The sequence below is a fragment of the Parabacteroides vesiculifaciens genome (assembly GCF_049860805.1).
In the GTDB taxonomy this organism is placed as follows: Bacteria; Bacteroidota; Bacteroidia; order Bacteroidales; family Tannerellaceae; genus Parabacteroides.
This window is the reverse complement of record NZ_CP187555.1, coordinates 2,169,125-2,191,683: the sequence shown is the minus strand read 5'-3', so window position 1 is coordinate 2,191,683 and position 22,559 is coordinate 2,169,125. Positions and strand designations below refer to the sequence as shown.

Annotated in this window: 14 protein-coding genes, 2 tRNA genes and 3 rRNA genes; 18 read left to right on the top strand and 1 reads right to left on the bottom strand. The window is 38.6% G+C overall.

The features are described 5' to 3' along the window. Positions 1–123 precede the first annotated feature (123 nt). The 5 genes from ACPYIV_RS08920 to rrf all read left to right on the top strand — a co-directional run bounded on the left by ACPYIV_RS08920 (position 124) and on the right by rrf (position 5,249). A 16S ribosomal RNA gene (locus ACPYIV_RS08920) occupies positions 124–1,650 on the top strand. A gap of 157 nt (positions 1,651–1,807) precedes the next feature. Continuing rightward, positions 1,808–1,884, top strand: a tRNA-Ile gene (locus ACPYIV_RS08915). 11 nt (positions 1,885–1,895) lie between these two features. Continuing rightward, positions 1,896–1,969: transfer RNA gene (locus ACPYIV_RS08910), tRNA-Ala, on the top strand. Positions 1,970–2,152: 183 nt separating this feature from the next. Continuing rightward, positions 2,153–5,028 (top strand): 23S ribosomal RNA (locus ACPYIV_RS08905). 110 nt (positions 5,029–5,138) lie between these two features. Further along, positions 5,139–5,249, top strand: a 5S ribosomal RNA gene (gene rrf, locus ACPYIV_RS08900). Together the 16S, 23S and 5S rRNA genes with 2 tRNA genes alongside form the textbook arrangement of a ribosomal RNA operon. A gap of 2,070 nt (positions 5,250–7,319) precedes the next feature. Here the strand turns inward: rrf and ACPYIV_RS08895 are convergent. Continuing rightward, positions 7,320–8,159 (bottom strand): CvfB family protein, encoded by an 840-nt coding sequence (locus ACPYIV_RS08895; protein ID WP_293739553.1) that lies wholly within the window; start codon positions 8,157–8,159, stop codon positions 7,320–7,322. Positions 8,160–8,350: 191 nt separating this feature from the next. Here ACPYIV_RS08895 and ACPYIV_RS08890 point away from each other — a divergent pair, with 191 nt between their 5' ends. The 13 genes from ACPYIV_RS08890 to ACPYIV_RS08830 all read left to right on the top strand — a co-directional run bounded on the left by ACPYIV_RS08890 (position 8,351) and on the right by ACPYIV_RS08830 (position 22,522). Further along, entirely contained in the window at positions 8,351–9,163 is an 813-nt protein-coding gene (locus tag ACPYIV_RS08890; protein WP_300761834.1) for a polysaccharide biosynthesis/export family protein, read from the top strand. Between the two features lie 9 nt (positions 9,164–9,172). After that, positions 9,173–10,774 carry a GumC family protein gene (locus ACPYIV_RS08885; protein ID WP_425886373.1) on the top strand — a complete coding sequence of 534 codons (1,602 nt, stop codon included), beginning with the start codon at positions 9,173–9,175 and terminating at the stop codon, positions 10,772–10,774. 3 nt (positions 10,775–10,777) lie between these two features. Further along, positions 10,778–11,755: an NAD-dependent 4,6-dehydratase LegB gene (locus ACPYIV_RS08880; RefSeq protein ID WP_300761796.1), complete on the top strand. Its 978-nt coding sequence runs from the start codon at positions 10,778–10,780 to the stop codon at positions 11,753–11,755. Next, complete coding sequence (locus ACPYIV_RS08875) at positions 11,748–12,887, top strand: LegC family aminotransferase (RefSeq protein WP_300761797.1); 1,140 nt, start codon at positions 11,748–11,750, stop codon at positions 12,885–12,887. Before ACPYIV_RS08880 ends, ACPYIV_RS08875 begins: the two co-directional genes overlap by 8 nt. Beyond that, complete coding sequence (locus tag ACPYIV_RS08870) at positions 12,884–13,525, top strand: acetyltransferase (protein WP_300761798.1); 642 nt, start codon at positions 12,884–12,886, stop codon at positions 13,523–13,525. The genes ACPYIV_RS08875 and ACPYIV_RS08870 overlap by 4 nt, the downstream gene beginning before the upstream one ends. 3 nt (positions 13,526–13,528) lie before the next feature. After that, on the top strand, positions 13,529–14,536 hold the full coding sequence (neuB, locus tag ACPYIV_RS08865; RefSeq protein ID WP_300761799.1) for an N-acetylneuraminate synthase: 1,008 nt from the start codon (positions 13,529–13,531) through the stop codon (positions 14,534–14,536). Continuing rightward, on the top strand, positions 14,533–15,687 hold the full coding sequence (gene neuC / locus ACPYIV_RS08860) for a UDP-N-acetylglucosamine 2-epimerase (protein WP_425886372.1): 1,155 nt from the start codon (positions 14,533–14,535) through the stop codon (positions 15,685–15,687). The genes neuB and neuC overlap by 4 nt, the downstream gene beginning before the upstream one ends. A gap of 1 nt (position 15,688) precedes the next feature. After that, on the top strand, positions 15,689–16,729 hold the full coding sequence (locus tag ACPYIV_RS08855) for a nucleotidyltransferase family protein (protein ID WP_425886371.1): 1,041 nt from the start codon (positions 15,689–15,691) through the stop codon (positions 16,727–16,729). A gap of 7 nt (positions 16,730–16,736) precedes the next feature. Further along, positions 16,737–17,423 (top strand): cytidylyltransferase domain-containing protein, encoded by a 687-nt coding sequence (locus tag ACPYIV_RS08850; protein WP_300761802.1) that lies wholly within the window; start codon positions 16,737–16,739, stop codon positions 17,421–17,423. Between the two features lies 1 nt (position 17,424). Next, the gene (locus ACPYIV_RS08845; RefSeq protein WP_300761803.1) at positions 17,425–18,684 is read left to right on the top strand and encodes an oligosaccharide flippase family protein; all 1,260 of its coding nucleotides are present in this window, start codon (positions 17,425–17,427) and stop codon (positions 18,682–18,684) included. Position 18,685: 1 nt separating this feature from the next. Further along, entirely contained in the window at positions 18,686–19,798 is a 1,113-nt protein-coding gene (locus ACPYIV_RS08840) for a hypothetical protein (RefSeq protein WP_425886370.1), read from the top strand. A gap of 349 nt (positions 19,799–20,147) precedes the next feature. Then, the gene (locus tag ACPYIV_RS08835; RefSeq protein ID WP_300761805.1) at positions 20,148–21,335 is read left to right on the top strand and encodes an O-antigen ligase domain-containing protein; all 1,188 of its coding nucleotides are present in this window, start codon (positions 20,148–20,150) and stop codon (positions 21,333–21,335) included. Positions 21,336–21,340: 5 nt separating this feature from the next. Further along, a complete protein-coding gene (locus ACPYIV_RS08830; RefSeq protein ID WP_425886369.1) occupies positions 21,341–22,522 on the top strand; it encodes a glycosyltransferase in 1,182 nt (393 codons plus the stop codon). Positions 22,523–22,559: the final 37 nt, after the last annotated feature.

Here is a 22,559-nt window from a genome sequence, read left to right as displayed (position 1 = left end):
CAAGTTCTTTGAAAGATTTACATATCAACAAGTAGTACAAGAGACGTAGTAGAAATACTAAACATACCGTCAAGGAACTACAATAAAATAACGAGATTCTGAGCGAAGATATAAAACAATTTAACAACGAAGAGTTTGATCCTGGCTCAGGATGAACGCTAGCGACAGGCTTAACACATGCAAGTCGAGGGGCATCGGGGTGTAGCAATACACTGCCGGCGACCGGCGCACGGGTGAGTAACGCGTATGCAACTTACCTATCAGAGGGGAATAGCCCGGCGAAAGTCGGATTAATGCCCCATAAAACAGGGGTCCCGCATGGGACTATTTGTTAAAGATTCATCGCTGATAGATAGGCATGCGTTCCATTAGGCAGTTGGCGGGGTAACGGCCCACCAAACCGACGATGGATAGGGGTTCTGAGAGGAAGGTCCCCCACATTGGAACTGAGACACGGTCCAAACTCCTACGGGAGGCAGCAGTGAGGAATATTGGTCAATGGACGTGAGTCTGAACCAGCCAAGTCGCGTGAAGGAAGAAGGTTCTATGGATTGTAAACTTCTTTTATACGGGAATAAAGTGCACCACGTGTGGTGTTTTGTATGTACCGTATGAATAAGCATCGGCTAACTCCGTGCCAGCAGCCGCGGTAATACGGAGGATGCGAGCGTTATCCGGATTTATTGGGTTTAAAGGGTGCGTAGGTTGTTTTTTAAGTCAGCGGTGAAAGTTTGTGGCTCAACCATAAAATTGCCGTTGAAACTGGAAGACTTGAGTGTGTTTGAGGTAGGCGGAATGCGTGGTGTAGCGGTGAAATGCATAGATATCACGCAGAACTCCGATTGCGAAGGCAGCTTACTAAACCATAACTGACACTGAAGCACGAAAGCGTGGGGATCAAACAGGATTAGATACCCTGGTAGTCCACGCAGTAAACGATGATTACTAGGAGTTTGCGATAGACAGTAAGCTCTACAGCGAAAGCGTTAAGTAATCCACCTGGGGAGTACGCCGGCAACGGTGAAACTCAAAGGAATTGACGGGGGCCCGCACAAGCGGAGGAACATGTGGTTTAATTCGATGATACGCGAGGAACCTTACCCGGGTTTGAACGTAGTCGGACTGGCCTTGAAAGAGGCCTTCTAGCAATAGCTGATTACGAGGTGCTGCATGGTTGTCGTCAGCTCGTGCCGTGAGGTGTCGGCTTAAGTGCCATAACGAGCGCAACCCTTATCACTAGTTACTAACAGGTAAAGCTGAGGACTCTGGTGAGACTGCCAGCGTAAGCTGTGAGGAAGGTGGGGATGACGTCAAATCAGCACGGCCCTTACATCCGGGGCGACACACGTGTTACAATGGCATGGACAAAGGGCAGCTACACAGCGATGTGATGCTAATCTCCAAACCATGTCTCAGTTCGGATCGGAGTCTGCAACTCGACTCCGTGAAGCTGGATTCGCTAGTAATCGCGCATCAGCCATGGCGCGGTGAATACGTTCCCGGGCCTTGTACACACCGCCCGTCAAGCCATGGGAGCCGGGGGTACCTGAAGTCCGTAACCGCGAGGATCGGCCTAGGGTAAAACTGGTGACTGGGGCTAAGTCGTAACAAGGTAGCCGTACCGGAAGGTGCGGCTGGAACACCTCCTTTCTGGAGCTTGAATCTGGTTAAAGTAGGAGAATGACAAGTATGTAGTTCTCGTGTACTACGGTTGAATATGTATTCATATATGATCTTAAAACTGGACAACCAGTAAAGAGAAAGATGAAGCTGAGATGAGAAACTCTCAGGCAACACAACAGTTGACAGTCCTATAGCTCAGTTGGTTAGAGCGCTACACTGATAATGTAGAGGTCGGCAGTTCAACTCTGCCTGGGACTACCAAAATGACAAACGGGGGATTAGCTCAGCTGGCTAGAGCATCTGCCTTGCACGCAGAGGGTCAACGGTTCGAATCCGTTATTCTCCACATAAGATGAGTGGTTTTTAATTGTTAATTATTAATTATTCATTAAACAAAAGATCTTTGACGTATTGGACAACTTCAAAAAAGTTAAGTAACGAATAAATAAGAGCAAACTGAAGATATATCAATCCGACGCGCGATGGATAAGTAATTGCAAAATTGCGAATCCGTCAAGTGTCAGTGATAAAGAAAGTAAGTAAGGGCAGACGGTGGATGCCTTGGCTCTCGGAGGCGATGAAGGACGTGATAAGCTGCGATAAGCCTGGGGTAGGTGCAAATAACCATTGATCCCGGGATTTCCGAATGGGGCAACCCGGCTGGTTGAAGGCCAGCCATTCCGTAAGGAAAGCGAACGTGGGGAACTGAAACATCTAAGTACCCATAGGAGAAGAAAACAAAAGTGATTCCGCAAGTAGTGGCGAGCGAACGCGGAATAGCCCAAACCGTCAATGTTTAGGCATTGTCGGGGTTGTAGGACCACGGCGTAGCAAGAAATTAAGGAAGTAGAATATCTTGGAAAAGATGGCCATAGACGGTGATAGCCCGGTATACGACTCCTTGACGAAGCTTAGTGGTATCCTGAGTAGCGCGGAGCACGAGAAATTCTGTGTGAATCTACGGGGCCCATCCCGTAAGGCTAAATACTCCCGAGAGACCGATAGCGAACCAGTACTGTGAAGGAAAGGTGAAAAGCACCTCGAACAGAGGAGTGAAATAGTCCCTGAAACCGTCTGCCTACAAGCGGTCGGAGCATCGTAAGATGTGACGGCGTGCCTTTTGCATAATGAACCTACGAGTTACTTTCTCCGGCAAGGTTAAGGACTTCAGGTCCGGAGCCGAAGCGAAAGCGAGTCTGAATAGGGCGCCATAGTCGGAGGGAGTAGACGCGAAACCAAGTGATCTACCCTTGGTCAGGATGAAGGTTAGGTAACACTAACTGGAGGTCCGAATGGGTATACGTTGAAAAGTGTTCCAATGAACTGAGGGTAGGGGTGAAAGGCTAATCAAACTTGGAGATAGCTCGTACTCCCCGAAATGCATTTAGGTGCAGCCTTTATTAAGTATAGTATGAGGTAGAGCGACTGATTGGATGCGAGGGCTTCACCGCCTATCAAGTCCAGATAAACTCCGAATGCGTGCTATATATTGATAAGGAGTGAGGGCGCGGGTGCTAAGGTCCGCGTCCGAGAGGAGAAGAATCCAGACCATCAGCTAAGGTCCCCAAATAACAGTTAAGTTGAACTAACGAAGTCAGACTGCAGAGACAGCTAGGATGTTGGCTTGGAAGCAGCCATTCATTTAAAGAGTGCGTAACAGCTCACTAGTCGAGGAGTCTGGCGTGGATAATACTCGGGCATAAACTGTTTACCGAAGCTATGGATGTAGTAATACATGGTAGGGGAGCATTCCATGTGCGTCGAAGGTAAGGGATAACCGTTGCTGGAGCGCATGGAAAAGCAAATGTAGGTATAAGTAACGATAAAGGGAGTGAGAAACTCCCTCGCCGAAAGACTAAGGTTTCCTGATCAACGTTAATCGGATCAGGGTAAGTCGGGACCTAAGGATAAGCCGAACGGCGATTCCGATGGAAGAATGGTTTAATATTCCCATACTACTTTATGGAGCGATGTGGAGACGGAGAAGTGACAGTCCTGCCATCTGACGGAATAGATGGTTGAAGGGTGTAGGCGTCGATCGGGGTAGGCAAATCCGCCCCGAGAGTTGAACCTGACAGTATGCCGAGTACTTGTACAAGGCAATATGGATGTAATCAGGCTCCCTAGAAAATCCGCTAAGCATATTCATAAAGTACCCGTACCGTAAACGGACACACGTAGTTGGGTTGAAAATACTGAGGCGCTCGAGTGATTCACGGTTAAGGAACTAGGCAAATTGACCCTGTAACTTCGGGATAAAGGGTCCCAGCTGTAAGGCTGGGCGCAGAGAATAGGTCCAGGCAACTGTTTAACAAAAACACATGGCTGTGCGAAATAGAAATATGAAGTATACAGCCTGACACCTGCCCGGTGCTGGAAGGTTAAGAGGAGAGCTTATCGCAAGAGAAGGTTTGAATTGAAGCCCCAGTAAACGGCGGCCGTAACTATAACGGTCCTAAGGTAGCGAAATTCCTTGTCGGGTAAGTTCCGACCTGCACGAATGGTGTAATGATCTGGACACTGTCTCAACCGTGAGCTCGGTGAAATTGTAGTATCGGTGAAGATGCCGATTACCCGCGATGGGACGAAAAGACCCCGTGAACCTTTACTATAGCTTTACATTGAATTTGGGCAATTGATGTGTAGGATAGGCCGGAGACAATGAATCAGGCACGCCAGTGTTTGTGGAGTCGCCGTTGAAATACGGCCCTTTGATTGTTTGAGTTCTAACTCTTGGAAAAGAGGACACTGTATGGTGGGTAGTTTGACTGGGGTGGTCGCCTCCAAAAGAGTAACGGAGGCTTCTAAAGGTACCCTCAGACCGATTGGTAACCGGTCGTAGAGTGTAATGGCATAAGGGTGCTTGACTGGGAGACTCACAAGTCGATCAGGTAGGAAACTAGAGCATAGTGATCCGGTGGTTCCGCATGGAAGGGCCATCGCTCAAAGGATAAAAGGTACTCCGGGGATAACAGGCTGATCGCTCCCAAGAGCTCATATCGACGGAGCGGTTTGGCACCTCGATGTCGGCTCGTCACATCCTGGGGCTGGAGAAGGTCCCAAGGGTTGGGCTGTTCGCCCATTAAAGTGGCACGCGAGCTGGGTTCAGAACGTCGTGAGACAGTTCGGTCTCTATCTATCGTGGGCGTAGGATATTTGAGGGGCTCTGACACTAGTACGAGAGGACCGTGTTGGACAGACCACTGGTTTACCGGTTGTTCCGCCAGGAGCACCGCCGGGTATCTAAGTCTGGATTGGATAAGTGCTGAAAGCATCTAAGTACGAAGCCAGCCTCAAGATGAGATATCCCTCAAGGGTCGTTGTAGACTACGACGTAGATAGGCTACAGGTGTAAGGGCAGTAATGTCGAAGCCGAGTAGTACTAATAGCCCGGGACTTTCAAATCATGTAAGGGTTGCTATATAGGCAGTATGCTTGAAAAGAACATAAGAGTTACAAGACAAATCCTTGGGGTTGTCCAGTCAAAAATCTTAATATATAAGAAAAAAAGATATTAAGGTGGTTATAGCGTTGGGGATCCACCTCTTCCCATTCCGAACAGAGAAGTTAAGCCCAACCACGTCGATGGTACTGCGTAAAAGTGGGAGAGTAGATAGCCGCCGTTTTAGAGCAAGAAAGCCGATCCAGTTTTGGGTCGGCTTTCTTCGTTTAAGAAGGTCGGTGGAACAGAAGAACCACCGATCAATATATTTCAGGAGTTAACAATCTTAATTTCGAATATTGAAAAATAAATTGATTTTAATTTGTTTATCCCAATTAAATAGTCGTCCTTTGTAACATCATAGAGGGAAGAAAATAAAATTAAAGATCTTCTCCACATTTGACCAAAGTCAGACTATGATTTGTAATGATTAAGAGGTGGGTAAGAGCGGGCCTTCAGATTTAAGTGAAGAGAACTTCATTTTAAGTCTGTTAATTTAGTCAAAACGATAACTATGAAGTTGGCGGGAGTATAGAAATTTTCTATCTCCCGCTTTTATTATATTAATTCATTTTCCACATAATAAGAATCAACCTGAAAGTGTTCCGGCCCATACCGGAATCTACGTCTTTTTTAAGCATTAGATGGACTCTCGCACTAATGCGCATTAGTTCACTGGCAGATCACTATGGTATGAATAGTAAACTGGAGGCTCAATACAAAAACCGTCTGAGTGATTTTAGGGGTTGGAATCGACTTCCACTTGCAGAGTATTGGTTTCTATTCGAGAACAATATAGGATACTATGTAGGTATGGATGGAACCTCTCTCTCTTCTGGTGATCTTTATACGATTTTAATCAATAAAGAGGCAAAGGGTAAGCGAGACAGTCATCATAGCCTAGATCAAAGAGATATGTGCTGAAAAAGTATCTGAAGTCCTCTTACTACTTTCTCGTCGTCATCGCTTTCAGGTTCGTGAGATAACATTGGACATGGCGTCCAATAGAAAGCTGCCTTTGTTTTCCTGCTGCTAAAAACTTCTTCTTTGTTTTTCGGTATGAGCCAGTGGAATCCAAATATTTTCAGGGTTTAATAATCTTAAATTCGAATATTAAAAAATAAATTGATTTTAATTTGTTTATCCCAATTAAATAGTCGTTCTTTGTAACATCATAGAGGGAAGGTAATAAATTTAAAGATCTTCTCCACATTTGACCAAAGCCAGACTATGATTTGTAATGATTAAGAGGTGGGTAAGAGCGGGCAGAGATTTAAGTGAAGAAAACTTCATTTTAAGTCTATTAATCTAATTAAAACGATAACTATGAGGTTGGCGGGAGTATAGAAATTTTCTATCTCCCGCTTTTATTATATTAATCCATTTTCCACATAATAAGAATTCATATGAAAATATTTTCCAACCGTTATTTATTCTGGAAAAAATGTTGTAATGTTCAGGTGCTATTTGAATTTACCCGAAATTTATTGTGAGTCTGAAAAGAAAGAGCTTCTCACCGAACATTTGGTCTGTAATACTTTCTCGGCAAACATGAACATACTCTTTTAACAGGGAATGTGACCATACATCTCTTTTTGAAAAGCTGCAACCTCTATGGAGTAAAGGCTTCCTTTGAATATAAACCCTATAGGGAGTTTATTATATGAGTAATGATATTTACATATTAAAAAGGGCTATCTTATAAGTGTTTTAAAGTCTCTGAAAATTAAGCATTAGAGAACAACCTCGTAGAGAGTATGAATTTAAACATAAAAAAGGGACTGTCATAGACATGCTAGACAGCCCCTAACTTCATAGTTATCGTTTTGGTCAAATTGACAGATCTAAAATGAAGTTTTCTTCACTTAAATCTGAACGCCCGCTCTTACCCACCACTTAATCATTACAAATTATAGTCAGGCTTTGGTCAAATGTGGAGAAGATCTTTAATTTTGTTCTCTTCTCTCTATAATGTTACAAAGGACGGCTAATTAATTGGAATAAACAAATTAAAATCAATTTATTTATGAATTTAAAATTGCAAGCCTTAAATATACAGATTATCTGTTTAGGAATTGTTCGCTAACCGGTAACTATTACTCTTCCCTACATTATAAATAGATATAAATGTGCTGTAAACTTTCCTGGAAGACCTGTCATCTTCACGCGGAAGATGTATCATCTTACACGGATAGGATGTATCGTGTTATTGGTGTAAGATGATACATCTTACCGTGTAGTGGGAAAATCTTGGTTAGCCTTTATTGATTAATCGGATTCCTTCAGCTTCGATATCGATTATTTTTTGTTTGTAAAGAGCTCCTATGGCCTGTTTGAATGCTTTTTTACTACAGCGAAATAGAGAATAAATAAGTTCCGGTTCGCTTTTATCATGAACGGCAACGTATCCTCCTTGAGCTTTTAGCGAATCCAGGATAGTCTTGGCAATACCTTCGACCTTTTGATATCCTAAAGGAGTGAGGCTGACATCTATCTTCTCGTCTTCCCTAACTTCTTTGATGTATCCTTTTAGATGTTCTCCTTTTTCCAGGCGTTGAAAAACTTCACTGTGATAAACCAGCCCCCAATGAGTATTGTTGATAATTACTTTATATCCTATTTCTGTATCCTCTGCGACCAGCAAATCTACTTCCTGATTAAAGGAATAATCCGGTACAACATTGTCCAGATATTTATCAATTCTTGCGGAGGCAACTATACGCCCGGTAACATGATCTACATGCACATATACCAGATACCATTTTCCTTCCCGCATTGGCATTTTTTGTTCTTTAAAAGGAACCAGTAAATCTTTCATCAATCCCCATTCCAGAAAAGCACCAGTGTTATTAACCGATTTCACTTCCATAAACTGAAATTCTCCTACTTGCGCAAGTGGCTTGGCCGTTGTTGCAATCAACCTTCCTTCATTGTCATGATAAATAAAAACCTCGACTTCATCTCCTGGTTTTACATTTTTGGGTACATAACGGGCTGGCAAAAGTATCTCCAGCCCATCCCCACCATCCAGATAAACTCCAAAGTCCAGATCTTTTACGATCTTTAGTTTATTATATTTTCCTATTTCTACCATGATTCTATTTGTTTTCTGACAAAAGTACGGGAAAATGGGTTAATATCCTATATTTTTTATTTTCTAAGCAGCAATATATTATTTTTTGCATCGTTATAGATGTAATAGTTTTTATAAGGAGTTTTTAGATGGACGGCTCCTATGAAAGTTGTATCTTTGCAGTTCTAATTTTTGAAATACTTATTAATAGCATGAGATTGAAATATTATTTGTTTGCCCTTTTTTGTGGATTGATGTGTGCGTGTTCGGCACCAAAAGATGTGGTTTATTTTCAAGGTATAGATGCTCTGACACCAGAACAATTGGCGAAAATGAGTCAATCATATACGACTAAAATAACGAATGATGATCTTTTATCGATTAATGTGACAGCATGGGATCCTGCAGCTGTTACCCCCTTTAATCCTCCGGTATATGCATATTCGGCCACTCCACAAGGGGAACAGCCAATCATAGCATCTCAAAACTTATATACATATTTGGTAGACCAGGAAGGAAATATAAATTTCCCAGTTTTGGGTAAGATACATGCCGCTGGTCTGACGAGACAGGAGCTAGCCAATAAAATGGAAGAAATGATTTCCAAATATGTGGAAAACCCGTTGGTAAATGTACAGTTGCTAAATTTTAAAATAACACTAATGGGAGATATCTCGCGTCCAGGTGCATATACGATAAAGAATGATAGGATATCTATATTGGAAGCTATAGGATTAGGTGGAGATTTGCAGTTGACTGCTAATCGGAAAAATATTCTGGTGATTCGTGACAATAATGGAATAAAAGAAAGTCATCGTTTGGATTTAACTGATCCAGCAATATTTGCATCTCCCTATTTTTATTTGCAACAAAATGATATTGTTTATGCTGAACCGATAAAGAATAAACAGCGTTCCCGAACTAGTGCGGACCGTTCTTTTACGATGTCATTGCTGACTACAGTGATAAGTTCTCTCTCCATTATCACAAGTATGGTTATTACAATTGTTAATTTAAATAAATAATAATTACATATGGAATCTATTCAGCAAGATAATGAGGTAATTAATCTGAAAAAGATTATCATTTATTATTTTTGTCACTGGCGATGTTTTTTAGTAGCAGGCATTTTTTCGTTAATCCCAGCTCTATTATATTTGATTTTGGTTCCCCGTACTTATGAAATGATGACAAAGATATTGTTGTTGGAAGATAAAGGGACTTCAAGCTCGGGATTGAATATCGGTGATGCTTCGGGATTGATGAAGACGTTTGGCTTAGGAGGCATTAGCGGCGGTAGTTTTAATATGGATGACGAATTGGCAAAGCTGATGTCTACGACTACTTTGAATGAGGTTGTTTTGAAGTTAGGTCTGAATATCGTTTACTATAAGCCTAATGCTTATAAATATAAAATGTATGAAGATGCTCCTTTATTATTGTCTACTGATTCGGTAACACAAAAGAGTCTGGAATCTCCTATAGCATTTAATGTTGATATAGATAAGACAGGGAGAGTTAAAGTAGTAGCTAAAAAAGAGGATGGCAAGAAGTATTTTGAATTTAAGTCTTTACCGGCGGAAATAAAATTGGAAGAAGGAACTTTCGTTTTGTCATTTAGGAAAGAAGAGATAAAGCCTTTATCCTTAAAGCTTGAAATAGCTCCGTCTATATGGGTCGCACAAGATTTGTCCGAATCATTATTGTTTGATGAATTTGCGAAAAATGCAAATGTGGTGGAGATTTCATGTACTGATTACGAAAAAAAGAGAGGACTGGATTTGTTAAGGACATTAGTGGATGTTTATAATTCGCAAGAAGACTCCATAAAAAAAGCTGAAGGTAGAAAAAGCGTTCAATTCCTAGATGAGCGTTTAAATGCAGTTGTAGCCGATCTAACGGATGTTGAAGTTAATATTGAACGTTACAAACTCAAAAATAAGATGACGGATATTGAATACGACGTTCAGTTCTATGCTGACCAGATGAAAGAACTGCAGATGAAAATCATAGAGTTGGAAGCCCAAGTTCGTTTGGTTGATTTGTTGGATGCATATGTGAACGATCCTCAGAATAAATATAATCTGGTTCCTATTTTGCTGGCCTCTGGTGAAGGCGAGAATTCTTCTAAATCTGTTTTATCATATAATGAAGCGTTGTTAGAACGTTCAAGACTTCTGCAAAGTACGAAAGGGGATAATCCGTTGATAGGGCAAATGAATAAGCAAGTAGATCAATTGCGTGAGAGTGTTTTTCTTTCTATCGATAATGCTAAAAAAAGTTTGACTTTAACTTTGGATGATCTAAAAGGAAAAGAAAAAATTATTATGGATAAAATGGGAGTTGTTCCGACATTAGAGAGAGAATATATCGACTTTCGCCGTCAACAGGAAATATATCAGGCTCTTTATCTGATCCTTTTGCAGAAGCGGGAAGATTTTCTTCTTTCTATTGGAGAGAATAAGGATCGAGCACGTATTATTGAGACCGCATATGTTAAGAAGAAATCAATTGCTCCTAGAAAATTATATGCTCTTATCGGTATGATTATTTTCACAATGGTTGTTCCGGTTGCATTTTTATTTGGAAAAGAGCAATTTGTGGCATTAAAGAAGGAATATAAAGAAACGAAGTAAGATATGGAAAAAGTATTGGTTACAGGTGCTGATGGTTTTATCGGTTCTCATTTGACTGAAATGTTATTGGAACAGGGGTATAAAGTCAAAGCACTTTCATATTATAATTCTTTCAATGATTGGGGGTGGTTAAATCATGTTAAGCATCCTGAATTGGAGGTGGTGACAGGTGATGTTCGTGATCCTTATTTCTGCAAGCATATAACTCAAGATGTTGAGATTATTTTCCATTTGGCAGCATTGATCGCAATTCCTTATTCTTATGTTGCTCCGGACAGTTATGTGGATACAAATATAAAAGGGACTTTGAATATTTGCCAAGCAGCAAAAGAAAATGGGGTGAAGAAAGTTCTTGTAACTTCAACTTCAGAGGTGTATGGAACAGCACGTTATGTCCCGATTGACGAAAATCATCCCAGACAACCGCAATCACCTTATTCTGCAACAAAGATTGGAGCGGATGCAATTGCAATGAGTTTTTATAATGCTTTTGCTTTGCCGGTTGTGTTAGTTAGACCGTTCAATACGTATGGTCCCCGTCAATCGGCTCGGGCTATTATTCCAACCATTATAACGCAGATAGCAAATGGAAAGAAGGAGATAAAGTTAGGGGACTTGACCCCGACGCGTGATTTTAATTTCGTGAAAGATACTTGTAAAGGGTTTATCGAATTGGCTAAATGTGATGCAGCGATAGGACAAGAAGTCAACATCTGTAGCAACAATGAAATTTCGATGCGTGATACTTTGAATTTAATAGCTCGTCTGATGAATTCAGATGTTAAGTTCATAGAGGATCAGGCCCGTATCCGTCCTAAGAACTCTGAAGTTTTTCGTTTATGGGGAGATAATGCGAAGGTAAAATCCTTAACAGGATACGAACCTTCTTATTCTTTGGAAGAAGGTCTAAAAGAAACGATAAATTGGTTTTTAGATAAAGATAATTTGAGAAAATATAAAGCTGACATATATAATGTATAAGCCTATAGTTGATTTTATACATAGATTATATCATTCGGATGACTTTGTTCCTCTTCATGCCCCTTGTTTTATAGGTAATGAAAAGAAATATCTGAATGAGTGCATTGATACGACATTTGTCTCAAGTGTTGGTAAGTTTGTAGATCGATTTGAGGAGATGGTTGCTGATTATACAGGAGCAGCAAAGGCTGTAGTTTGTGTAAACGGTACAAATGCTCTTCATATGGCTTTACTATTAGCGGGGGTAGAGCGTGAAGATGAAGTAATATCTCAGGCTTTGACATTTGTCGCTACTGCGAATGCAATTAGTTATATTGGTGCTCATCCCGTTTTTATTGATGTAGATAGGGAAACGATGGGGTTGTCTCCCGATAGTTTGAGGAAATGGCTTTTAGCATTTGCTGAAATAAAGGATGGAGTTTGCTATAATAAAGAAACAGGGAGAAGAGTGAAAGCTTGTGTCCCGATGCATACGTTCGGGCATCCTACAAGATTAGTGGAGCTTGCACAAATATGTGAACAGTATCATATCGAGTTAATAGAAGATGCTGCTGAAAGTATCGGCAGCTTGTATAAAGGTAGGCATACTGGTACTTTTGCTAAAATCAGTGCGCTAAGTTTTAATGGAAATAAAACTATTACGACTGGTGGGGGCGGTATGTTGTTGTTTCAGGATGCTGAATTGGGCGATTATGCAAAACATTTGACAACGCAAGCAAAGGTTCCTCATCGTTGGGAATTTATGCATGACCATATCGGTTATAATTATCGTATGCCTAATATAAATGCAGCGTTAGGTTGTGCGCAGATGGAGAATTTGGATCGTTTTATAGATAATAAACGTGAAACTGCTGAAAAGTATAAATTTTTTTTCAAGGATACACCGATTGAGTTCTTTTCCGAACCGGAAGATTGTCGTTCCAATTATTGGTTGAATGCCGTTTTATTGCCTGATAAGTCGGCACGTGACGAATTTCTGACTTATACAAATGATCATGGAGTTATGACACGGCCGATTTGGGGATTGATGAGTAAGCAGCCCATGTTTGCAGGTTGCCAGACAGACGATTTGGTGAACACGTATTGGTTTGAGGAGCGTGTTGTGAATATTCCAAGTAGCGTTAGGTTATGAGTGATCTCGGTAATATAGTCTTGGTCGGCGGTGGTGGACATTGCAAATCGGTGATAGAAGCCGCCGAGAGTGCTGGTCATAAGATACTCGGTATACTTGATATGCCGGAATATGTCGGTAGTTCTGTTTTGGGATATCCGGTTATCGGAACGGATGATGATTTGATTAAATATGTGGATAAGGCCTTGTTCCTTGTGACGGTAGGACATATAAAGGATGCAAGTTTGCGAATTCGGTTGCACGAACATATTCAATCGGTTGGTGGTTGTTTGGCTACGATTGTAGCTTCAACAGCTCATGTTTCCCGTCATGCTTCCATAGGGGAAGGAAGTGTCGTGTTACATCATGCTATGGTTAATGCAGGCGCTCACATTGGGAAAGGTTGCATCATCAATACATTTGCCAATATTGAGCATGATGCAGTTATTGGTGACTTTTGCCATATTTCTACTGGGGCAATGGTGAATGGTAATTGTACAGTTGGCCAAGGTGTCTTTTTAGGAAGTCAATCTGTGTTGGTGAACGGTGTTGGTATTATGGAATCTTGTGTTATTGCGGCTGGTAGTGTTGTGCGTAAAAATATAGTGAAAAAAGGCATTTATTCCGGTAATCCGGCTTTATTAAAGATAAAATTGTAAGATATGAAACATACTCTTGTTATAGCGGAGGCAGGTGTAAATCATAACGGTTCGCTTGAAATAGCTAAGCAGTTGATTGATGTGGCAGCAGAGGCAGGGGTTGATTATGTTAAGTTTCAAACCTTTAAAGCCGAGTTGCTGGTTTCAAAAAGCGCAATCAAGGCAGAGTATCAACAAATAAACTTGCATGATGGTAATGATTCCCAATACCAAATGCTGAAGCAACTGGAACTTACTTGGGAACAGCATTTGATATTGATAGACTATTGTAAAAAGAAAGGAGTAAAGTTTTTCTCTACTGCTTTTGATTTGGATAGTATTGATTTTCTTGCAGAGCTTCATTTGGGGTTGTGGAAAATTCCTTCAGGAGAAATTACTAATTATCCTTATTTAAGGAAGATTGCTCGAAGAAGAGAACCCGTAATTCTCTCTTCCGGAATGAGTGGATACCGGGAAATAGAAGAGGCGTTGGCTGTCCTGGTGGAAAATGGTGTCCGGCATGGTGATATAATAATACTCCATTGTAATACAGAATATCCGACTCCTATGGAAGATGTGAATTTGCGGGCTATGCAGTCTATTGCCGAGAGGTTTCATGTCAAAGTCGGATATTCCGATCATACAAGAGGTATAGAGGTACCTATTGCGGCAGTTGCATTGGGTGCTTCTGTTATAGAAAAGCATTTTACTTTGGATCGGAATTTAAAGGGGCCAGATCATAAAGCTTCTTTGGAGCCGGATGAACTGAAGAGAATGGTTTCATCAATTCGTAATATAGAAAAGGCTTTAGGAGATGCTGAAAAACGGATAAGTCCTTCGGAAGCTAAAAATATAGGAGTTGCCAGGAAAAGTATCGTTGCTGCATCCAAAATAGAGAAAGGTGAGATTTTTACAGAACAGAATCTGACTGTAAAACGTCCGGGAAACGGCATCTCTCCTATGCAATGGTTGGATGTAGTAGGGAAGACGGCAACAAGATTATATGAACCAGATGATCTGATAGAATTATGAGAAAAATATGCGTTATAACCGGTAGCCGTGCTGAATATGGTTTACTAAGTGGCCTTATGAAGCAAATAGAAGAATCTGAAGATTTAAAACTACAGGTCATAGTAACAAATATGCACCTTTCTCCTGAGTTTGGCTTGACGTATAAGGAAATTGAGAAAGATGGTTTTGTTATTGATAAGAGAGTTGAAATGTTGCTTTCGTCGGATACATCAAGTGCTACGGCTAAATCCGTAGGATTAGGTATGATTGGTTTTGCCGATGCCTATGAAGACCTGTGCCCCGATTTGATAGTTGTATTAGGAGACCGATATGAAATTCTGGCTGCCGTTTCCACTGCCTTGTTTTTTAAGATTCCTGTTGCTCATTTACATGGAGGAGAGATAACGGAGGGAGCCTATGACGATGCGATCCGCCACGCGATTACTAAGATGAGCCATTTGCATTTTACCTCGACGGAAGAATATCGGAAGAGGGTGATCCAGTTGGGAGAAAGCCCGGATCGGGTGTTTAATGTAGGAGCTATTGGAGTTGAAAATATAAAAAAAGGCTCTTTTCTTTCGAAAGAGGAATTGGAGAATAGTTTGGATTTTAAGTTAGGAGATAAGTCTTTGCTTGTCACGTTTCATCCTGTGACTTTGGAAACGTGTACAGCACGGAAACAATGTGAAAATTTGTTGGAGGTTTTGGCTAAACATTCGGAATATCGGATACTTTTTACACTTCCGAATTCAGACACGGACGGGCGTGTCATAATAGACTGCATAAAAGATTTTGTTGCGAAAAATGAAGACCGGGCAATCGCCTTTAAGTCTTTGGGCAAGCTTCGTTATCTTTCGGCATTGAAATATGTCTCTGCTGCGATAGGTAATTCTTCAAGCGGTATCTTGGAAGTTCCGAGTTTCGGAATACCGACCCTGGATATTGGGAATCGTCAAAAGGGGCGTATTGCTGCAAAAAGCGTAGTGCATTGCGGAGCGTCAACGGAGGAAATAGAACAGGGTTTTAAATTAATTTTTTCTGAAGCAATTCAATCTGTAGCAAAATTGCGGAGTAATCCGTATGAAAAGGAGGGAACCACAGATATGATTGTTTCTCAGTTGAAGGCTTATCCGTTGGAAAACCTGATTCAGAAATCATTTTATAATTTGTAATATGGATGTAAACTCAAAATATATTATAGATGAGAGTCTTAATATCGGGGAGGCTTTAGTTTCATTGAATCAACTATCAAATGATATTTTAACTCTGTTTGTTGTAGACGGTCAGGGGAGAATGGTCGGTTCATTGACAGACGGAGATATTCGTCGGTGTCTGATTAATGGGGTGAAATTGGATGCACCTGTTTCTATGGCTATGAATCGAAATTTTCATTATTTACAATATGGTAATATTTCTATTGATGAAATAAAAGCATTAAAATCAAAGAAGATAGTTTTATTGCCCTATTTGGATTGTGATAGGCGTATAATTAAAATATATAACCTTCAGAAACAGAAGTCTATTTTACCAGTAGATGCGGTTTTGATGGCAGGAGGAAAAGGATTGCGTTTACGCCCATTGACAGAAACAGTCCCTAAGCCATTGTTGAAGGTTGGCAATAAACCGATTATAGATTATAATATAGATCGTTTAATCGAATATGGCGTTGATCATATTTCAATAACTGTAAATTATTTAAAGGAACAGATTGAGTCATATATTGCCGAATCCCGTGTGGATTCTAATATACATTGTGTTCGTGAACCGCAGTATTTAGGTACAATAGGGTCGATCAGATTTGTGGAATGTTTTCATCATGATACGGTATTAGTGATGAATTCGGACTTATTTACAAATATAAATTATGAAGATTTTTTCTCTCATTTTTCAGAAAATAAGGCTGATATGTCTGTTGCTGCAGTGCCTTACTCGGTTTCAGTACCGTATGGAATATTTGATTTAGACGGACGGGAGATTAAAGGCATAAAAGAGAAACCGACATTCAATTATTATGCTAATGCTGGTATATATTTGATAAAAAGAAGTTTATTGGAACTTATTCCTTCAAATAGATTCTTTGATGCAACGGATTTTCTGAATCTGTTAATATCGAAGGGGTATAAAGTCATACGTTATCCCATTACCGGATATTGGTTGGATATCGGTAAGTTTGAAGATTTTGATAAAGCTCAGGAATTAGTGAACCATTTATAATTGAATAATGAAATTATTGTATTTGATACCGGCAAGAGGAGGAAGTAAGGGCATTCCTCATAAGAATATCAAGCAGTTATCAGGAAAGCCTTTAATTGCCTATTCAATTGATGTGGCTCGTCAATTGACGGATGATTGCAACATTTGTATATCGACCGATGATGATGAAATTATACAGGTTGTTAGATCTTATGGTCTGACAGTACCGTTTAAAAGGCCTGATTCCCTTGCTACTGATTCAGCGGGTACATACGAGGTCATTTTGCATGCAATCGGTTTTTACGAGAACTTAGGGGTTAGCTATGATGCGGTAGTCCTTTTACAACCGACTTCTCCATTGAGGACAGCTCAGCAGGTAACGGAGGCTATCGGATTATACGATAAATCTGTTGATGCTGTTGTTTCCGTATGCGAATCTCCTCAGAATCCATATTATAATTTATTTGAGGAGAATAGTGATGGATATCTTCGTATCTCAAAGGGAGATGGAGCCTTTAGGAGACGCCAGGATACACCTTCTGTCTGGATGTTTAATGGAGCTATTTATGTGTTTAATGTAGAGTCTTTGCGTAAGGGATATTTTGATAGTTTTAAGAAAATACGCAAGTATGTTATGCCACTGGATATGTCAGTCGATTTAGACACCCTTACAGATTGGATATATCTGGAAGCTGTAATGAATAAAAGAAAGTAGCATGTTTTTTACTTTAATAAATAAGATACGGACTAATACATTGTTCAGGAACGGAACATTATTTGCATTTTTTTCGTTTCTGAATAGTGGCATTGGTTTCTTGTTGCTATTGGTGTTAGCCAGTTTTATACCTCCTTCTGAATACGGAGAGTTGAATCTGTTTAATACATTTGTGACATTGTTGTCTATTTTTATTTCGTTGAATGCAACAGGTATTATCGCTGTTGATTTTTTTTCTGCGGAGAAAACGCAACTTCGGCGGATGTTAAGTACGGTTTTATGCCTATCTTCCGTTTCATTTCTTGTTTTTTCATTATTGCTCTTGTTCTTTTCTGCTTTTTTTGAACGAATAATCGGATTGTCTGTTGAGTATCAATGGTTGGGGCTGTTGGTATGTTATATGCAAGTATTTTCTACGGTCAATCTGGATATTTGGCGTTTAGAAGAAAATCCTCTTTCATATGGTATATATAGTGTCGCAACAGTTCTTGCAAACTTTATCTTGACTTTGGTTTTGGTTATTGGTTTCCATTGGGGGTGGTTGGGACGAGTATATGCACAGGTCGCTGTTAGTATGCTGTTCTTCTTTGTCAGTATCTATTTCTTGATAAGAAGGGGCTATCTTCAAAAATTGATACCAAATAAAGAGACTATAAAATCTGCTTTGGACTTTGGTATTCCTTTGATTCCTCATAGTGCTTCTGCCTGGATTCGTCAAGGTTTGGATCGGTATGTGATTAATTACTTTTATATGGCAACCCAAGTCGGAATATATAGCTTTGCTTACAATTTTGCTAATATTATTCAGATTATAGGATTGGCTTTTAATGCGACAAATTCAGTATATATATATAAGAATCTGGCTAATATAGAGGCGGATACATCCAGCCGTTTATTGAAGCAAACTAAAGTCATGACTTTATTTTTTGCAATCATTACATTATGTGTTTATGTCGGGACTTCTGTCTTTATACCGATATTTGTTCCTAAATATGCGGATGCAGTATCCTATTTATTCCCGTTGTGCATGGGGGCCTTTTTTCAATGTGTATATTATCTGTTTGTAAATTATCTGTTCTATTATAAGAAAACAAAAAAATTAATGTATATAACATTTTCAATGTCTCTCTTTCATGTACTGCTATCTGTGTTGTTGACACGGTATTCGGTGATGTATACGGCTTATGTAACGATGATTGTAAACATGATGATTGCATTGGGAGTTTTTTTATACAGTCGTCGGGTTTATAAGTTAATATAGTATGTTAAAAAATATAGTTGTAATTTGTCATGAGCCTTTGACAAATAGAATTAAAACGAATTTTTATATAGATGATTTTATTCAAGCGGGTTTTACTGTTGAATATTGGGATATTTCTCAATATATGTTCCCAGGAATGAAATTAGTGGGACAGATTGAAGAATCTTATATTAGAAAATTATCTGATTTATCGGAGATACAACGTCGGTTGTATTTGATTGATATTAAAAGAACAATATTTATTGTTGAGGCTTTTACGAACTGGAAATCAAGAAAGTTTTATAGGTTGCTGTCTGATAAAAAATGTTTTATTGTTCGAATAGATATGTATGGAAATACAATAATGAATATTTCTATATGGCAAAAGTTGAAAAGTATACAAATAGAAAGGATTTTTAAAATAATAAAAAATCGATTACAAGAGTGTTTGTTGAAATATTATAAAGTACTCTTTAACGTAAAAGATTTTGATATGATCTTTTCTTCTTCTATTTTGTATTCGGATCGAATTCCTATTAATCATCCCGATTATGAGCGGTATATATTGAATCCTGTCGCGAAGAAAGATGGATATATTGTCTTTTTAGATGTTTATTATCCCTTGCATCCGGATATCATATATATGATGAAAAATAAAAATGTATCTGTCGTTAATTATCAACGTAGTTTGAATACTTTTTTTGATAGTTTGGAGAAACAGTGCAATATGCCCATAATTATTGCTGCTCATCCGAAATCAGAATATGTAGGGACTGAATTTGGTAATCGAAAAATAGTGAAGGGAGAAACTGATTCTCTAGTGGAAAAATCAAATATGGTTATATTGCATACAAGTAATTCTGTATCGTATTGTATTTTGTATAATAAACCTTTTGCATTAATAACAAATGAAGAATATGATAAAAATCTTTATTTAAAATCAGTTCAGAAAAAATTGTCTGTAACATTGAATATCCCAGTTTGGAATATAGATAAAAATGATATGTCGAATTTTTATCCATGTCAATTAAGCGAGGAAGAACGGAATAAATATATTTATTCTTACTTGACATCTTTAGAAACATCTAAAATGCTTAATAAAGATATATTATTAGGTCAATTTGCCAAAATGTAGTAGGTATGGTGTTGAGAGAAAGTGAAATTTTATCATTCTATTGATGCGACTTTTATTGTGAGAACCCTGATAAAGTAGTATATTTGTTACTTCGAAGATAATCAAATCATGCTTAAGGTTTTTCGATTCTACAGTGTGATAGTTCACGGATGTAAACAAGCAGATTGAGTATCACGAGAGAGGTGGAAGTGAATGCAGTTATTCTTCTGTTTAAGGAAGAATAAGAGTTTAGTTAAAATGCTTCAATACAATAATTGAAAACTATAAACGTTTTAATGTAAATTGTTAATAAATAATGTTTCAAGATTTTATAAATAAGAACTTTTGTAGACTCCTTATTTTCACACTCATGTTTGGAGTGATGCTGTACGATACAATAGGATTTGATTATACAGATGAACTGTGCTCTTTATTATTGTTTGTCTTATTTCTCAAATATGTTTTTTCCACTCCGCATTGGGAAGTAAATAAGATGTTTTTAGTGACTACAACTGTTTTTCTTTTCTATCTATGCTATTCTTTCTACATCGGAACTACTAGCAAGGCTGCTGTAATAGTCGATTTTGTCTCACAATATAAACCTTATCTCGGTTTTTTTAGTGTTTATGCGATCAAGCCTATTATATCTCCAACATATAAAAAATTGATAAGTGAAATTTGTATTGTTCTGGGTATCTATTTATGTATTATAGGATTGGCTTACGTAATTTATCCTGTGACTATCTCATATACTCTAAAGCATCCTTCTCGATTAGCTACAGCAGTTTCAATAGTTGCTCTTTTATATCTTTATTGTAGTAATTTTACTGCTAAAGAAAAGTTTATATTTATTTTATTGATGTTAGTCGGATTGTGTTCCGGACGTTCTAAATTCTATGGCTTCTTTATCATAAGTGCGGCTATGACTCTTTTTGTAAAGCCGTCATTTAAATTTAAGTTGAATATCAAAAATATTATTTTCAGTTCAATTGTCCTTGCTTTGGTTTTATTTTTTACTTACAAAAAATTGAATATCTATTTTATCAGTGGAGGTGACTTTGTGGGTAGTGATGAAAAGATACAAGATGCTATTGCACGGGCAGCGCTTTATTTTTACGTGCCGGATATTTTGGCCGATTATTGCCCTTTTGGTCCAGGATTCGGGACTTATGGAACTTATGCGTCTGGTGTATATTATTCACCATTATATAATCAATATGGGATGGATGGAATATATGGATTAAGTAAAAACTTTGGTTCTTTCATTGCGGATACTTATTATCCGGCATTGGCGCAATTTGGATATGTCGGTATTTGTTTATTCTTCCTGTTTTGGGGAAAACTAGCGTTAAAAGCATTGAAAAACTTTAAGTTTGCCTATAAAGAGGTGTTAATGGCATTAATGATTATTGCCTTTTTTATGATTGAATGTACAACAGATACAACAATAACACATAATCGTGGATTATTTATGATGGTGCTTTTAGGACTCTTGTTCTCTGATATAAGACATGTTGTAGTGCAAGATAAGAATGAAAAAATATTGTCTTCAAAATAATTCTTATGGCAAGAATACTTGTAGCGAATAAATTCTATTATCCAAGAGGGGGAGATTGTATTTATACAATCGACTTGGTTGAATTGTTAAAATCTCATGGGCATGATGTTGCTGTTTTTGCAATGCAGCATCCGAATACATTACAAACATCATGGAATAAATATTTTCCGAAAGAGGTTAAATTTAGAATGGGGGTGAGCTTTTTTAGAGCGGTTATGCGTCCATTTGGAACGGTTGATGTCATACAAAAGTTCAATGCTTTATTAGATGATTTCAAACCGGATATTGTCCATTTGAATAATATTCATTCGCAGCTTTCTCCCGCTATTGCAGAATTGGCACATAGACGGGGTATCAAAGTTTTTTGGACATTACATGATTATAAATTACTTTGTCCTCGTTATGACTGTTTGCAAAATGGAGCAATTTGCGAACTGTGTTTTGAAAATCTGCATAATGTAGTTAAATATAAATGTCTTAAAAATTCATATATAGCGAGTTCTATTGCATATTTGGAGGCCAAAAAATGGAACCGGAGCAGGCTGGAAGAATGTACGGATCAGTTTATTGCTCCGAGTCAGTTTATGTTGGAAAAAATGAAGTCAGGGGGATTTTCTTCTTCAAAGATAACACAGTTCTATCATTTTGTGGATAAAAAGAAATACATGGATGTTGATTATAACAAAGAGGACTACTATTGTTATGTCGGGCGTTTGTCTCCCGAAAAAGGTGTTACGACTTTAATTGAAGCAGCCAATCAGCTACCATATAAATTAAAAATAGTGGGAGATGGTCCTTTGAAAGACGAACTGGCTGCTAAAGCAAATAAAGATGCACCGATTGACTTTTTGGGTTTTAAATCGTGGGAAGATGTAAAAACAATTGTAAGTAAAGCACGTTTTATAGTTGTTCCTTCAGAGTGGTATGAAGTTTTGGGACTTGTAATCATAGAAGCGGAATGTTTAGGAACCCCAGTATTGGGTGCACGTATTGGTGCGATTCCGGAGTTGATAGAAGAAAATGTAAACGGTAAGTGTTTTGAGAGTAAGAATGTTTCTGATTTATCAGAGAAAATAACGAAAATGTTCAATACTGGCTTTGATTACCAGGCTATTGCAGAGGTTGCGCAAAAAAAATTAAACGCGGAAATGTATTATGATCATCTCATAAAAGTGTACGGTTTATAAACCGTACACAAGAAGTTTTTTTTATTAACTTGTCTTA

Coding starts and splice junctions, on each gene's coding strand:
- ACPYIV_RS08835 (WP_300761805.1), top strand. CDS start 20,148: ATGTTTGGAGTGATGCTGTACGATACAATAGGATTTGATTATACAGAT.
- neuB (WP_300761799.1), top strand. CDS start 13,529: ATGAAACATACTCTTGTTATAGCGGAGGCAGGTGTAAATCATAACGGT.
- ACPYIV_RS08895 (WP_293739553.1), bottom strand. CDS start 8,159: ATGGTAGAAATAGGAAAATATAATAAACTAAAGATCGTAAAAGATCTG.
- ACPYIV_RS08845 (WP_300761803.1), top strand. CDS start 17,425: ATGTTTTTTACTTTAATAAATAAGATACGGACTAATACATTGTTCAGG.
- ACPYIV_RS08850 (WP_300761802.1), top strand. CDS start 16,737: ATGAAATTATTGTATTTGATACCGGCAAGAGGAGGAAGTAAGGGCATT.
- neuC (WP_425886372.1), top strand. CDS start 14,533: ATGAGAAAAATATGCGTTATAACCGGTAGCCGTGCTGAATATGGTTTA.
- ACPYIV_RS08870 (WP_300761798.1), top strand. CDS start 12,884: ATGAGTGATCTCGGTAATATAGTCTTGGTCGGCGGTGGTGGACATTGC.
- ACPYIV_RS08885 (WP_425886373.1), top strand. CDS start 9,173: ATGGAATCTATTCAGCAAGATAATGAGGTAATTAATCTGAAAAAGATT.
- ACPYIV_RS08890 (WP_300761834.1), top strand. CDS start 8,351: ATGAGATTGAAATATTATTTGTTTGCCCTTTTTTGTGGATTGATGTGT.
- ACPYIV_RS08830 (WP_425886369.1), top strand. CDS start 21,341: ATGGCAAGAATACTTGTAGCGAATAAATTCTATTATCCAAGAGGGGGA.
- ACPYIV_RS08880 (WP_300761796.1), top strand. CDS start 10,778: ATGGAAAAAGTATTGGTTACAGGTGCTGATGGTTTTATCGGTTCTCAT.
- ACPYIV_RS08875 (WP_300761797.1), top strand. CDS start 11,748: ATGTATAAGCCTATAGTTGATTTTATACATAGATTATATCATTCGGAT.
- ACPYIV_RS08840 (WP_425886370.1), top strand. CDS start 18,686: ATGTTAAAAAATATAGTTGTAATTTGTCATGAGCCTTTGACAAATAGA.
- ACPYIV_RS08855 (WP_425886371.1), top strand. CDS start 15,689: ATGGATGTAAACTCAAAATATATTATAGATGAGAGTCTTAATATCGGG.